This window comes from Nonomuraea turcica, from assembly GCF_030718205.1.
In the GTDB taxonomy this organism is placed as follows: Bacteria; Actinomycetota; Actinomycetes; order Streptosporangiales; family Streptosporangiaceae; genus Nonomuraea.
In genome coordinates this window covers 1-13548 of sequence record NZ_JAUZQF010000025.1, presented here as the reverse complement: position 1 = coordinate 13548, position 13548 = coordinate 1, and the positions used below count along the sequence as shown (strand labels likewise).

General features: G+C 67.3%; 12 protein-coding genes and 1 pseudogene. 6 read left to right on the top strand and 7 right to left on the bottom strand.

Annotation, left to right across the window (positions count from 1 at the left end; translation table 11 throughout):
* Window positions 1–292 precede the first annotated feature (292 nt).
* The gene (locus Q9G87_RS46165) at window positions 293–949 is read right to left on the bottom strand and encodes a JAB domain-containing protein (RefSeq protein WP_305923006.1); all 657 of its coding nucleotides are present in this window, start codon (window positions 947–949) and stop codon (window positions 293–295) included.
* A 359-nt stretch (window positions 950–1308) separates the two neighbouring features.
* Window positions 1309–2025 (bottom strand): GntR family transcriptional regulator, encoded by a 717-nt coding sequence (locus Q9G87_RS46160; protein ID WP_305923005.1) that lies wholly within the window; start codon window positions 2023–2025, stop codon window positions 1309–1311.
* A 386-nt stretch (window positions 2026–2411) separates the two neighbouring features.
* Here Q9G87_RS46160 and Q9G87_RS46155 point away from each other — a divergent pair, with 386 nt between their 5' ends.
* From Q9G87_RS46155 to Q9G87_RS46145, 3 genes are all read left to right on the top strand, one after another.
* Window positions 2412–2858, top strand: a complete 447-nt coding sequence (locus Q9G87_RS46155) for a GNAT family N-acetyltransferase (protein ID WP_305923004.1) — start codon at window positions 2412–2414, stop codon at window positions 2856–2858.
* 113 nt (window positions 2859–2971) lie between these two features.
* Window positions 2972–3889: a 4-hydroxy-tetrahydrodipicolinate synthase gene (gene dapA / locus Q9G87_RS46150; protein ID WP_305923003.1), complete on the top strand. Its 918-nt coding sequence runs from the start codon at window positions 2972–2974 to the stop codon at window positions 3887–3889.
* 54 nt (window positions 3890–3943) lie between these two features.
* On the top strand, window positions 3944–5629 hold the full coding sequence (locus Q9G87_RS46145; protein ID WP_305923002.1) for a ribonuclease J: 1686 nt from the start codon (window positions 3944–3946) through the stop codon (window positions 5627–5629).
* 115 nt (window positions 5630–5744) lie between these two features.
* Here the strand turns inward: Q9G87_RS46145 and Q9G87_RS46140 are convergent, their stop codons facing one another.
* The 4 genes and pseudogenes from Q9G87_RS46140 to Q9G87_RS46125 form a co-directional block, all read right to left on the bottom strand.
* Window positions 5745–6518 (bottom strand): ABC transporter permease subunit, encoded by a 774-nt coding sequence (locus tag Q9G87_RS46140; RefSeq protein ID WP_305923001.1) that lies wholly within the window; start codon window positions 6516–6518, stop codon window positions 5745–5747.
* Between the two features lie 142 nt (window positions 6519–6660).
* The gene (locus Q9G87_RS46135) at window positions 6661–7425 is read right to left on the bottom strand and encodes an ABC transporter permease (RefSeq protein WP_305923000.1); all 765 of its coding nucleotides are present in this window, start codon (window positions 7423–7425) and stop codon (window positions 6661–6663) included.
* Window positions 7425–8141 (bottom strand): annotated as a pseudogene (locus Q9G87_RS46130) (ABC transporter ATP-binding protein); the annotation flags it as partial. The gene Q9G87_RS46135 and the pseudogene Q9G87_RS46130, both read right to left, overlap by 1 nt.
* A 112-nt stretch (window positions 8142–8253) precedes the next feature.
* A complete protein-coding gene (locus tag Q9G87_RS46125; RefSeq protein WP_305922998.1) occupies window positions 8254–9870 on the bottom strand; it encodes a transposase in 1617 nt (538 codons plus the stop codon).
* Window positions 9871–10216: 346 nt separating this feature from the next.
* Here Q9G87_RS46125 and Q9G87_RS46120 point away from each other — a divergent pair, with 346 nt between their 5' ends.
* The 3 genes from Q9G87_RS46120 to Q9G87_RS46110 all read left to right on the top strand — a co-directional run bounded on the left by Q9G87_RS46120 (window position 10217) and on the right by Q9G87_RS46110 (window position 12706).
* Window positions 10217–11488: a sensor histidine kinase gene (locus Q9G87_RS46120; RefSeq protein WP_305922997.1), complete on the top strand. Its 1272-nt coding sequence runs from the start codon at window positions 10217–10219 to the stop codon at window positions 11486–11488.
* Window positions 11485–12126, top strand: coding sequence for a response regulator (locus Q9G87_RS46115; RefSeq protein ID WP_305922996.1), 642 nt, complete (start codon window positions 11485–11487; stop codon window positions 12124–12126). Before Q9G87_RS46120 ends, Q9G87_RS46115 begins: the two co-directional genes overlap by 4 nt.
* Window positions 12127–12208: 82 nt before the next feature.
* Window positions 12209–12706: a DUF402 domain-containing protein gene (locus tag Q9G87_RS46110; RefSeq protein ID WP_305922995.1), complete on the top strand. Its 498-nt coding sequence runs from the start codon at window positions 12209–12211 to the stop codon at window positions 12704–12706.
* Between the two features lie 114 nt (window positions 12707–12820).
* Here Q9G87_RS46110 and Q9G87_RS46105 read toward each other — a convergent pair whose 3' ends face one another.
* Entirely contained in the window at window positions 12821–13309 is a 489-nt protein-coding gene (locus tag Q9G87_RS46105) for a DUF5946 family protein (protein WP_305922994.1), read from the bottom strand.
* Window positions 13310–13548 lie beyond the last annotated feature (239 nt).

Here is a 13548-nt window from a genome sequence, read left to right as displayed (position 1 = left end):
GCTGTTCCTCACGCGCTGTGCACTTTCGCGCAACCCAAGGCGAAGCGCCCCGGTCAAAGGGAACCGCCGACGCGACCGAGATGCGCCCCGCCTGGGGTTGGCGCGGAAGCGTGGACCTGGCCCCGCGCCTGCCAGGAGGCACAGGACCACGCCACGACGAGTAATGGCCGGCTGACGTCCGTATCGGCCTACCCGCGCCATTAGGTTCTCATGGCCTGCGCTTGGAAAACTGTTGTTCGGCGCTATGCACGGGATCATTCCCTTTGATGGTCGGTGGGTGGGTGGAATGGGTTTAGATGGGGATCCGTCTCCAGGCGGCGTCTGTGATGATCAGGTGGTCGAGGAGTCGCAGGCCGACTGTTTCCGCGGCCTCGATGAGGCGGGATGTCGCCTCGAGGTCGGCGGCGCTCGGGTCGAGGGAGCCGCTCGGGTGGTTGTGGGCGAGGCCGAAGATCGCGCCGCCCGTGGTGAGCACCTCTGTGATCATCTCTCGGATCGGCAGCGCCGTGTGGTCGGCGCCACCCTCGGTGACGACCGAGCGTTTCAGTATGCGGCCGCCGGTGTCGCACACCACCATGACGAGGCGCTCCTGGGTATGGCCGTGCAGGAGCGGAGCGCAGTGGTTGGCCAGGTCGGTGGTGCTGGTGATGCGCTCTCGCTCGGGCCAGTCCTTCGCACGGCGCGCGAGATGGAAGGCCGCGGCCACTCTCGCGGCCTTGGCCGGGCCGACGCCTGGCACGGTCAGCAGCCGATGGGGGTCGGAACGGCCGAGCCCGTCCAGGTCTCCGCAGTGGTCGATCACCTGGGTGGCCAGGTCCAGGGCGCTCGAACCACGGAATCCCGAGCCGAGAATCACGGCCAGCAGCTCGCGGTCGGCCAGGGCGGTCGCGCCGTTGGACATGAGCCGTTCGCGGGGCCGGTCGTGTTTGGACAGGTCTTTGAGTCGCATCGGCAACCTCCGCGACCGTTGTATCAACGCGCACCGACAATCTCTGACCTGCGCGTTCGTTGTATATGGGGTAGCCGGCCCAGTCAGGAGGAAGAGTTGCCGGCCTCGGAGATGAGGGCGGCGGCCAGTCCGCCTGAGGCGGGGCGCGACTCCAGGTGCTGGGCGACCATGTTCGAGAGCGAGGATTGTACCTTCGCCGCTGACGTGACGATTGGCCTTCGGTGGGATGTGGATGATGACCGGGCGCCGATTCCCGAAACGGACGGGGATGGATTTCGCCGGTGCGGTGTCGGCGGTCGGTCGAGGCAGGCCAAGCGGAGGCTCCGGGCGGGAGGCGGGCCTGCCCGGAGCCTTCCGTTCTAAATGGGCATGCTGTATGTGACCCGGAAACGGTCGCCCGGGATGACGATGTCGCTCGTCTCCACGGGGCGATCGCCCGCCCAGTGGGTGCGTTCGACGTGCAGCACGTGAACGCCCGCCGCCAGGTCCAGCGCGTCACTCTCGCCCGGGCGGGGCACGCGGGTGTGCACGCTCTCGACGATCTCGGTGATCTTTACGCCGTGCGCGTACATCCTGGCGACCAGGCTCCGCCGTTCCTCGTCCGAATGGGGGGCGAACTCCAGCGGCTCGTAGGAGGTGGCGAGCTGGAGGGGTCTGCCGTCGGCGCGGAAGACGTAGCGGGTTTTGGTGAGCGGGGTCGACTCCTGGAGGCGGAGCCGTCTGGCGATGTCGGGGCCCGCGTCGATCGGCTCGCTGTGCCAGTCCCAGGTCACGCGCCTGCCCTGTGACTGCAGGTCGGCCGCGAACGGGGCGGGGTGATCGAGGTAACGCCATCGGCGCAGTGATGTCAGGTCGGGGCGTTCCCTGACGTAATGGCCCGACCCGACGCGGCCGATGATGAGGCCTTCGCCCGCCAGCACGCGCAGCGCGTGACGGGCGGCGGTCTCGCCGACCTGATACTTGCGGGTCAGCTGAGCGCGCGAGGGAATGGGCGCGCCTGGGGGAAGGCTGCCGTCGGTTATCTGTCGCCGGATGTCTTCGACGACACGCAGGTAGACGGGATCTGAGGTGGCCACTAGTCCATCCCTGGGGGTTCGTGTGAGGCGTTGCCCCATGTTGCCGTATTCGGCAGGTAACCGACCGTCATCGATGACTGTTGGAGCCCCAACTTTGCCATGGCGGAAAATTATCGGAGAAACCCTGTAACGCAGATGTAAGGGGCGCCGATTCTCCGGTAGAGGTCGTCGATGTGTGTACCCCCGAGCACATATCGGCGACCTCTTCCAATGACCGCCCCTTGACCGGCCGGTGCCCGAGGGCCGGCGGTGGCTTGGGCTGGTTCGGCGGTGCGGCGGGCAAGTGGTCGGCCCGGATCGCCGCAGAGTGGCCGTAGTGCGGAGGGCCGTTCTCTCCTAGGTTGTGGCGTCTTGTTCCAGCCGTACGCCCTTCCTGGGGAGGCCTAATGATCACTATCGGCAAACTCCTTCCATCCGATCGGGATGCCTGGGAGCGCCTGTTCCGCGCGTACATCGACTTCTATGAGCGGAGCGAGCCGGACAAGATGTACGACCGGGCATGGGCGGAGTTCCAGGCGGACACCCGGCTGCATGCCCTCGGGGCGAGGCTGGATGGGGGGCTTGTCGGGATCGCGCATTTCCTCACTCATGGCAATACGTCGGCCCCCGACACCGACGTCTGCTACCTGCAGGATCTGTTCACCGCGCGGGACGTGCGCGGCAGGGGTGTGGGACGGGCGTTGATCGAAGCCGTGACCGGGTGGGCGCGGGAGCGCGGCTGCTCACGCGTGTACTGGAACACGCATGAGTCGAACAGCACGGCCCGCCGCCTGTACGACAGAGTGAGCGAGAACCGGGGCTTCATCAGGTACCAGATCGAACTGCCCGGCTAGGGTGCCGTCGGCCGGCGAAAATGCCGGGCGAAAGCGGTCGAAGAGCGGCTCCAGGCAGGCAAAGCGGGGTGGCGGCGTCCAATGGATTTCCGAATCCAGGTAGCGTTCGCACTATGGCATCGCCAACTGGAACCACGGACGCACCCTTCGGCCGCATGCTGACCGCGATGGTCACGCCGTTCACCCCCGACGGCGAGGTCGATTACGTCGCTGTGCGCCGCCTTGCCATCTATCTGGTGGATGAGCAGCATAACGACGGTTTGATCGTGAACGGGACGACCGGTGAGTCGCCCACCACCTCCGACGAGGAGAAGCAGCGCATCGTCAGCGCCGTCCTCGACGCGGTCGGCGATCGCGCGACCGTGGTGGCCGGCGCGGGCACCAACGACACCCGCCACAGCGTCGAGCTTGCGAAGCAGGCGGCGCGTGCCGGGGCACACGGGCTGCTGGTGGTGACGCCGTATTACAACAAGCCCCCACAGGAGGGGTTGTACCGGCACTTCTCCGCTGTCGCCGACGCGACCGAGCTTCCCGTGATGCTGTACGACATTCCGGGGCGGAGCGGCGTACCGATCAAGACCGAGACCCTGATCAGGCTCGCGCAGCATGAGCGTATTGTGGCCGTGAAGGATGCCAAGGGTGACCTGTTCGCCGGGAGCCAGGTGATGACGGCTACAAACCTCGCCTTCTACTCCGGTGATGACCTGCTCAACCTCGCCTGGCTCTCGCTCGGCGCGGCCGGGTTCGTCAGCGTCGTCGGGCACGTGGTGGGAGCCGAGCTGGCACGCATGATTCGCCTGCACAAGAACGGCGACGTCGCCCAGGCCCTCGCGATTCACGGCCAGGTGACCCCGGTGGTCGACGGGATCATGCTACGCGCTGGGGGCGCGATCATGGCAAAGGCGGCGCTGAGCATGGTCGGCGTACCGGTCGGTCCGGTACGGCTGCCGCTCGTGGACGCCACAGAGAAGCAAATCGCCGAGCTGCGTGCTTGCCTGGTAGCCGGCGGGGTGAAGTTGACAGACGCATAGGAACGGGGAGGAACCGGGAGTTTTGAGCACACGATTTGACCATGGGGGCCAAGCATGAGCCACCCGCATCCTGAGCTTGGCCCTCCGCCACCGCTGCCTGATGGCGGCCTGCGCATCGTCGCGCTCGGCGGATTGGGGGAGATCGGCAGAAACATGGCCGTCTTCGAATACGACGGCCGCTTGCTGATCGTCGACTGCGGGGTGTTGTTCCCCGACCCCGAACAGCCGGGCGTCGACCTCATCCTGCCCGACTTCGAATACATCAGGGATCGGCTCGACGACGTCGAGGCCGTGGTGCTGACGCACGCCCACGAGGACCACATCGGGGCGGTGCCGTATCTGCTGCGCTTGCGGCGCGACATCCCGCTCATCGGATCCAGGCTCACGCTGGCCCTGATCGAGGCCAAGCTCACCGAGCACCGGATCCAGCCGACCAAACACGAGGTCGTCGAGGGCGAACGGCACGCCTTCGGGCCTTTCGACTGCGAGTTCCTCGCGGTCAACCACTCGATCCCCGACGCGCTGGCCGTGGCGATCAGAACGCCGGCGGGTATCGTCCTGCACACCGGCGACTTCCGCATGGATCAGCTCCCGAGCGACGGACGCCTCACCGACCTCGGCGGCTTCGCCAGGCTCGGCACCGAGGGCGTCGACCTGCTGATGTCCGACTCCACCAACGCCGAGGTGCCGGGGTTCGTCACCAGCGAGCGGGAGATCGCGCCGGTCATCGACGAGGTGATCCGCACCTCCGAGCAGCGGGTCATCGTGGCCAGCTTCGCCTCGCACGTCCACCGCATCCAGCAGGTCATGGACGCCGCCGCCAAGCACCGCCGCAAGGTCGCGCTGGTCGGCCGATCCATGGTGCGCAACATGGGCGTGGCCCGCGACCTCGGCTATCTCAAGGTGCCGCCGGAGCTGATCGTCGACTCCCGCGACATCGAGGAATGGCCACCGCAGGACGTGGTGCTGATCTGCACCGGCTCGCAGGGCGAGCCGATGGCGGCGCTGTCCAGGATGGCCAACCGCGATCATCCGATCCGCATCGCCCAGGGCGACACCGTGCTGATGGCCTCGTCCCTGGTCCCGGGGAACGAGACCGCGGTCAACAAGGTGATCAACGGGCTGACCAGGTGGGGCGCCCGGGTGGTCCACAAGGGCAACGCCAAGGTGCACGTCTCTGGTCACGCGGCCGCGGGCGAGCTCCTCTACGTCCTCAACCTGACCCGCCCGTCGAACTTCATGCCCGTGCACGGCGAGTGGCGGCACCTGCGCGCCCACGCCAAGCTGGCCGCCCTCACCGGCGTCCCCGACGATCACATCGTGATCGCCGAGGACGGCGTCGTGGTGGACCTGGTCGACGGCAGGGCGAAGATCGTCGGCGCGGTGCACGCGGGGTACGTCTACGTAGACGGCACCTCCGTGGGAGAGATCACCGACACCTCGCTGAAGGATCGCAGGATCCTGGGCGACGAGGGGTTCATCTCCGTCGTGGTCGTGGTCGACTCGAACACGGGCAAGCTCACTGCAGGGCCCGAGATCCATGCTCGCGGGTCCGGTATCGATCCCATGCAGTTCGAGGAGTTCATTCCGCAGATCCAGCGGGCCCTCGAGGAGAAGGCCGCGGACGGTGTGATCGACATTCAGGAGATCCGCCGGGTGGTCCGGCGTACGGTCGGGCGCTGGGTGAGCGACACCTACCGGCGACGGCCGATGATCATCCCCGTGGTGGTCGAGGTCTGAGGCTCCTGACTTCCTGATGGTGCGGCAGACGTTTCCGTCTGCCGCACCAACGGAAGGCTCGCCACCGATGGAATGGCCGCCCTGGGTTTCGGATGTCCTGAACCAGCACAGCCTTTCAGGCATCTCTCCGGCGTAGCAGCCAGGTGGCGGCCAACAGGGGGAGTGCCGCGTAGGCGATCAGCACCGCGGCGGAAGCAGCCGGCGACAGGAGCGAGCCGTACACCGAGGCGTTGCCGTCGCCGGTGATCTGGCGGGGAAGCGCTCCGATCATGATCGAGCCGAGGCGCTCGCTCCACGGCTCCGGGAGGTTACCGACGATGATCGGTACGACGTAGACGAGCCCGACGATGACCGTAATCGCGCCTGCGGCGGACCGCAGGATGACGCCGAGCCCCAGGCCGAGCAGGGCGAATGCGGGCACGGTGAGGCTCGTGGCGGTCAGGAGCGGAAGCTTGTCCAGGAACGAGGTGGCGTAGGCGCCTGAGAAACGGTCGCCGAGCACCCATCGGGAGGCGAGGTAGGTTCCGAACACCGCCGCTGGGCCGACGACGGCGCCCAGCGTGCCCACGACCGCGGCCTTGGCGGCGAGCAGGGGCCAGCGGCGGGGGACGACGGTCAGGCTCATCCTGATCAAGCCGGTGACGTATTCCGACGTTATGGCGAGGGCGCCGAGGATGCCCATGCACAACTGGGGCACGATCACCACGACCTCTTCCAAATCGGCGATCCGGGCGCTGGGCCGTTTGTCCGGGGGAGCGCTGTCGTACATGCCGGCGGCCATCACCGCGAGTGCAAGGCCGAGGAAGATGGCGCCGAGGCTGAGGCCGATGATCAAGTATGTTGAGCGGACCGAGCGTACCTTCAGCCATTCCGCAGTGAGGACGCTCATGCAGGGGTCCTTCCAGCGGACGGAAAGGCCATGCGTCCCGCCGCAGGTTGGCCGGCTGCGGCCCTATCGACTGCAACGGGGTGGGGCGCCTCGTGGGCCTTGCGGTGGGGAAGCGGGAGGGGGCTGCCGTTGACGGGCGTGATCAAGCGTCTCTCCGAGCAAGCAGGTAGGAGCCGATGGCGAGAGCGACGATCGGATAGGCGACCAGGACGGCGAGTGCCGCCCAGGGAGGCAGGAATCCGTCGCCGAGGCGGGTGGACAGGCGTTCGTCCGCTATCTGGGGCACGAGGTTGGGCAGGAGCAGCGTCGCCACGCGGGTGTTCCACGGCGGTGGGAGGTAGTTGACGACGCCAGGCAGGACGAACAGCAGCGCCACGACCGACACGATCGCCCCCGCCGTCGAGCGGATGGCGGCGCCGAGGCCGAGGCCCACCAGGGCCAGAGCGGTCACCGACAAGCCCGACGCGAGCAGTTTGGGCAGGTCGTCGGCGAAAGGCGTGTCGTTGAAGCCCAGGTGGCGGCCGTTCGCGATCAGCCGGCTCGCTGAGTAGGTGACCAGAAGGATGGCGTTCGCGGCCGCGAATGTGGCCAGGCCCACGATGCCGGCCTTGGCGAGGAGTAACGTGCCCCGCTTCGGGACGGTGATGAGGCTGGTGCGGATCATGCCGCTCGCGTATTCGTTCGTGATCGCGAGCACTCCCAGGACCGCGAGGCTGATCTGGACGAGTGGGAGGAAACCCTCTTCCGGCGCTGCCGCCCGTAGTGAACCGCGCTCGTCGGCGAGGCCGCTCACATAGAACGTCCACGCCACGCCGAGGGCCACCGTGAGGGCTGCTGTGCCCATTGCCTGGTAGGTGGAGGTCACGGAGCGCAGCTTCAGCCATTCGGAAGAAAGGACCGCCTTCATCGGCTTACTCCGTATTGCACGCTGTCGGCGGTGAGGGCCATGTAGGCGTCTTCCAGGGACGGGTAGCGGGCGGTCAACTCCGCGACGGTGGCCTCGGCGATCAGCTTGCCTCGGCCAATGATGACGATGCGTTCGGCGGTGAGGGCCATCTCGCTCATCAAGTGGCTGGAGAGGAGGATCGTGCGGCCATCTGCGGCAAGGGAACGCATGAGGTCGCGGATCCAGCGCACTCCGTCAGGGTCCAGGCCGTTGACGGGCTCGTCGAACATGAGCACGCCGGGGTCGCCGAGTAATGCGGCGGCGATGCCGAGCCGTTGCTTCATCCCCAGGGAAAAGCCGCCTATGCGCTTGCGTGCCACGCCTGAGAGGCCGACCTGCTCGAGCACTTCGGCCACGCGTGTGGCGCTGATGTCGTTGGTGCGGGCCAGGCAGGCCAGGTGGTTGTAGGCACTCCTGCCGCCGTGGACGGCGCCGGCGTCCAGCAGCGCGCCGACCTCGTGCATCGGCCTGCTGAGCGATGTGTAGCGGCGACCGTTGACCAGTGCCTGGCCGGACGTCGGGGCGTCGAGGCCGAGGATCAGACGCATCGTGGTGGACTTGCCCGCGCCGTTGGGGCCGAGGAAGCCGGTGACGTGGCCGGGCTCGACCTTGAACGACAGGTCGTCCACGGCGAGCGAGTCGCCGTAGCGTTTGGTGACATTCTTGAGTTCGATCACGTCGTCAGGATGCGGTGCGGAGGGCCGTCCGCGCGTCGGACCACGGTTCGAACTTCTAGGTCAAACCGTGGGCTGACGAGCGGAGGACATGCGTGGACGAGACCCACCGTTCCTAAGGACTGAGCATGAGTTGCACATGCTCAGCCGAGCGCTCCGAACGGTGTTGAGCGTTCTGGTCGCCCGCGTTCTGGCCGTATCCGGGCGGCGCGGATCGTGTCCGTGGTCCGGGGATGCGGGGGCGGGGTTCCTCACGCCCGCGGGTGCCCGTTCGGGCCTGGGCGGTCCGATGCCCCTGTTCATCGCTCTGGTGAGCAGGGGGCGGTGCCGTCCGTCGCCGGATCGGGTGCCCGAGGGCGCGTCTGCCGATTGCCACGGCGGCTGCGTCGTGGCGGGTGGTCGCACGTTTTTTGCTGGTCAGTGGGGCCTGCCAGTGCTGGGCGCCCCATTTGGAGGTGTAGGCCGGGTCGGTGGCGATGATGGCGATGCCGCTGGCGTCGGCCATCGCGGTGAGCCGGGCGCGGAGCTTGCCGGTGGGCATGCCGGAGATGAGCTGGCGGAAGCGTTTGTGGCGGCCGTGTTTCTCCCGGGTTTTCTCGGCGGCGAAGTCGAGGTCTTCGATGGCGATGGCTTTCACGCCGCAGGTTTGGGCCCAGTGCAGCAGCCGGGTCAGGGCGTGGCGGACCTGGGCGTCGCGGTAGTCGGCGTTCCCGGTCAGGTCGTAGGGGAAGTGGCGGGGGTTGCCGATGGGATTGCCGTGGACATCGAGGCGCCAGGCGGCCAGGTGGTCGGCGTTGGTGTCCACGGCGATCACGCCGTGGACGAGCGCGGCCGACATCGGCACAGTAGGGGCCGGTGGGGTCTGCCAGGAGGCAGTGATGTACCAGCGTCCTCGATCGGGGTCCAGGTGGATGCGGTAGGCCACGGCCCGGTTGGCTTCGATCCGGTCCCGCCATTCGGTGCCCCGGTGCGCGAAGGTCACCCGGGTGGTCAGGGTGTAGCGGCCGTGGGGGGCGTTGGCCAGGTGTGCCAGTGGGGTGGGCAGCCGGATCGACACCTCGCCGTCGGGGGTGATGCGGATGGTCTCGTTGCCGTACCGCTTGCCGGACTCGCCGTCCGCGGCCAGGAACCAGCGTGCGGCCTGCCATTTCTGCAGCCATTCGGTCTCGGTCAGGCCGGCGGCGTCCAGGTGGTGCCGGGTGCGGGCCAGGCGTTTGCCGCCCCGCACGATGTGTACGATCCCGGCCTGCTGGTCGGCCCGCTCGCGCCGCAGCCGGTCGGTCAGCACGCGCAGGCGGCGGGACTTGGCGTGCCACTCCTGCGCCGAGCGGTATCCGCCCGGAGCCTTCCGCGTTCCCTTCTCACCCACGGGAAGCGACAGCCGGTGCCGGATGGTGGCGATCGCGGCTTGCAGGTCGGCGATGTGCGCGGCCTGGCAACGCCGGGCCAGCGCCCACTGATCGTGGCTGGCCTTGGTGATGGCCCCGGCCCAGCGCGCCGACGACAGCGCGGTCAGCTCGCGTTTGCGCGCCGCCCACGTCTGGTGGTCGTGCGCCAGCCCATCAGCGCAGCGCGTCTTCAGATCGCCCGAGGCCAGCGCGCCCAGGTGCGCGCCGACCAGGCGCAGCACCTGCTCGTCCTCGGCCGTGAGGTTCTTGAGCCGGTCGCGGACGGCAACCCCGGACGGACCGCCGGCGACGAACGGCGCCTCGATCGCGCGCACTTCCGTCATGCGCGGAACCCTCCCGCTCGACGCCGGCACGCTCGGTGGGCGGCCGACCAGCGGGCGCACCACACGGTCAGCGCCTGCGGATCACCGCCGAACCGGCATGCCCGCATGACCTGCACCCGCCTCTCAGGACTTTCACATTGCGTGACTGTAAGGATACCGAGAGTTGACACTGTCGGGTAGAACATACGCGCGATATCATCGGCAGACTCATCCACAGACCGAACGGGCAGGCCGGAACCGTCAGGCTGCTCTGATACACCACCGCTTTACCGATGAGGACTACCCATACCCGCGTGCATGCCGTCACGTCTGCACCCCATCCTGTCAACGCAACTCAAGGCACTTCATGCACCCTTATGCACACTCAAACCCCAGCAGCTCCTACCCCTTCTTCGCCAGGCGCCTGAGCCGCAGCCAGCTGATCCTGCTCGATCTGGTGGCGGGGCTGGTGACGGCCTTCGTGCTCTTCACGTCGACGGCCAACGCGATGGCGCTGCCGCCCTGGATGAGGATCGCTCTCCCCTTCGCGCTGGGGTTACCGCTGGCTGCACGGAGGCTGTGGCCGCTGTCCGTCTTTCTCCTCACGCTGGTGCTCGCGATCTTCGCCGGCCTTGTCGGCGCCGTCGGGTTGGCTTATTTCGCACCTGCGTACGCCCTCTATGTGGTCGCTCTGACCAAGCGTTCCGGCACGTTGCTCCCTGTATCCGCCATAGGGACGTTGAGCCTGCTCACCATCGTGGGACTCGCCGTGGCGGGCACGCCGCGGCAGCACGCACCGGAGTGGATGCTGCACCTCGACGAGCCGCTCATGGGAATCGCGGCGCTGGGCAGCGCTTGGACAATCGGGCGGGCTGTGCACGAACGGAGGCTGTTCGCCGCGCGCGACGCCGAGCGGCTGGCGGCGCAGGCGGTGACGGAGGAGCGGTTACGCATGGCCCGGGAGCTTCACGACGTCGTCACCCACAGCGTCGGGTTGATCGCGGTCAAGGCCGGCGTGGCCAACCACGTGATGGCGACCAGGCCGGAGGAGGCGCACGACGCTCTGCGGGTGATCGAGACCGCCAGCAGGAGCGCGTTGGTCGAAATGCGGCATCTGCTGGGTGTGCTCAGGTCTGCTGAGGTGCCCGAGCTGGGGCCCGCGCCGGGAGTTGAAGGGCTGGAGGGCTTGGTGCAGCGGACTCGGTCTGCGGGGGTGGAAGTGCAGTTCGAGCTTCGGATGGAAGACGATGGCAGCGGACCGGCCGGGGATGGGAGAGGAGTGGGTGGGCGCGACGGTGGCAGGGCGCCGGGGTCTGCGGTTTCTGGGAGGGCGCGGTTGCCTGAGGGGGTGGAGCTGGCGGTTTATCGGATTGTGCAGGAGGCGCTCACCAATGTGGTCAAGCATGCCTCGCCTGCTCGTTGCCGGGTGTCCGTTGTCGCCGACGGGAGGGATGTGCGGATCGAGGTGATCGATGACGGGCCTGGGCGGCGTACGTTGCCGGCGGCGGACGGGGATGGGCATGGGCTGATCGGGATGCGGGAGCGGGTCATGGTGTACGGCGGGACGTTCGAGGCCGGGAGGCTTCCTGGGCGTGGGTTCCGGGTCTTTGCCCGGCTGCCATACCGGGAGGCCGCGTGATCCGGGTGGTCATCGCCGACGATCAGGCGTTGCTCCGGGGGAGTTTCAGGGTGCTCGTGGACTCCGAGCCCGGTCTGGTTGTCGTGGGCGAGGCCGCTACTGGGGTGGAGGCCGTGTCCGTGGCGATGGAGCAGCGTCCCGACGTGGTGCTCATGGACGTGCGCATGCCGGAGATGGATGGGATCGAGGCCACTCGGCGGATCAAGGACGTCTCCCGCGTTCTCGTGGTGACCATGTTCGACCTGGATGCCTATGTCTACGATGCGTTGCGGGCCGGGGCAAGTGGGTTCTTGCTGAAGGACACGCCGCCGGCCGATCTGCTGGCGGCCATTCGGGTGGTCGCGGGTGGGGAGGCGTTGCTGGCGCCCACGGTGACGCGCAGGCTGATCGAGCAGTTCGCGCGGACTCCTGGCGTGCCGCGGGTCAAGGGACTGGAGGGGGTGACCGAGCGGGAGCGGGAGGTGTTGACGCTGATCGCGCGGGGGTTGTCGAATCACGAGATCGCCGATCATCTTCAGGTCGGCATGGCCACGGTGAAGACGCATATCACCCGGTTGCTGGCCAAGCTGGAGGCGCGGGATCGGGCGCAACTCGTCATTGCCGCTTATGAGAGTGGGCTGGTTTCGACTGCGGGTTGAGGCGGTTGGAGCGGATCCCCGGTGCTGATGTCGTCGATCATTAGAGGGCTTGCGGGGCGTTCGAGGTGGATAAATTCCTTCTGTGAGTGACGTGCGGATCGTGTATCGGAAGTACGGTGGGGCGTTGCACTGGAATCATCCAGGTCGGCTTCTTGGCGAGGACGAGCACGGGGTTTGGGCGCTTGTGCCCAGTGGGACCTTGGCTCGCAAGGGGGAGGCTCCGCCGGTCACTTGGGAGGTGGCCGCGGTCATATTGTTTCCCAGGGATGCCTGGTGGACGGCGGCGTTCTACTCGCAGCCGCATTGGAGTGAGATCTACGTCGATGTCACCACCGTTCCGGAGTGGAGGGACGGCGAGGTGACCATGCTCGATCTCGACCTCGATGTCATTCGGACGCAGGATGGGCGGCTGTTCGTCGATGACGAGGACGAGTTCGCCGAGCATCAGGTGTCGCTGGGCTATCCGCCTGAGTTGATCGCGCAGGCGGAGGTGAGCGCGCGGTGGTTGCTCGATGCGGTCGGGGAGCGGAAAGGGCCGTTCGGGGGCGCTCATCTGGAGTGGCTCGCGATGGCGTCCTAGAGCCGGCTGGCAAAGGGTTTGACCGGGGTCCAAGGACGGTCTGGCAAGTCATCTTTGCGTGATGTGCCTGTGAACGGGAACGGGCCTCCGATCGCAGAAATGCGGGGTCGAGCATCAAGCCTGGAGGGTTCTCCAGGATTCCACAGTCGCTTCGGCGATGATTTCTATGCGGCGGCCATATGCCGGATGCCCGTCAGACACGAAGCTACTGTCCCTGAACGGCAACCCGCAGAAGGTGGCGCGGAAGGGTCCGGGGGATCCATTCTGCGGGAGCGGCGCATACTCCGCCAAGGGTGCCATGTCGTAGCTCGACCGTGCCCTGTGCTTGTTTCGCGCCACCTGATGAGCCGCCACGCGGAGCAGCGCGTCAATGCCCTTGTCCACGTAGAGCTGTAGCAGGCGGAACTGACTGTCGAGGTACTTCTCGTGGGCTCTGGAAGGATGCTGCAGGAGATATGCGCAGACGACGGGCGCGTGCCACCTGTACATCTGAGGATCGGCCTGCTCTTCCGCCAGGATTGCGTGGTAGTAGTCCACGCACTCGCCCAGCGGACCGGCAGTCGCACCGCAGTCGCACTGACCCGTGCTGGGGCTGTCTGTCATAGCCTGCAACGTAGGTGGTCGGCAACAGCCTTGTCGACGGCATTTCTGTCGGACTGTTGACCCGGGGGTCTCCTGACTCAAACCCGACACCAAATCCCGCTGTCAGCAGCTCTTAGCTTGTTCTTTATCCTCCGGATTGTTGTAGGGCTGCGAGAGTGCGGCCGCGTTTGACGGTCTTGCCAACGTCGTAGCGGGGTGCGGGCCGGCGATTGGGGATCCCGGGTGGACGTCCTGGGCCG

Coding starts and splice junctions, on each gene's coding strand:
- Q9G87_RS46145 (WP_305923002.1), top strand. CDS start 3,944: ATGAGCCACCCGCATCCTGAGCTTGGCCCTCCGCCACCGCTGCCTGAT.
- Q9G87_RS46120 (WP_305922997.1), top strand. CDS start 10,217: ATGCACCCTTATGCACACTCAAACCCCAGCAGCTCCTACCCCTTCTTC.
- Q9G87_RS46125 (WP_305922998.1), bottom strand. CDS start 9,870: ATGACGGAAGTGCGCGCGATCGAGGCGCCGTTCGTCGCCGGCGGTCCG.
- Q9G87_RS46165 (WP_305923006.1), bottom strand. CDS start 949: ATGCGACTCAAAGACCTGTCCAAACACGACCGGCCCCGCGAACGGCTC.
- dapA (WP_305923003.1), top strand. CDS start 2,972: ATGGCATCGCCAACTGGAACCACGGACGCACCCTTCGGCCGCATGCTG.
- Q9G87_RS46155 (WP_305923004.1), top strand. CDS start 2,412: ATGATCACTATCGGCAAACTCCTTCCATCCGATCGGGATGCCTGGGAG.
- Q9G87_RS46105 (WP_305922994.1), bottom strand. CDS start 13,309: ATGACAGACAGCCCCAGCACGGGTCAGTGCGACTGCGGTGCGACTGCC.
- Q9G87_RS46140 (WP_305923001.1), bottom strand. CDS start 6,518: ATGAGCGTCCTCACTGCGGAATGGCTGAAGGTACGCTCGGTCCGCTCA.
- Q9G87_RS46135 (WP_305923000.1), bottom strand. CDS start 7,425: ATGAAGGCGGTCCTTTCTTCCGAATGGCTGAAGCTGCGCTCCGTGACC.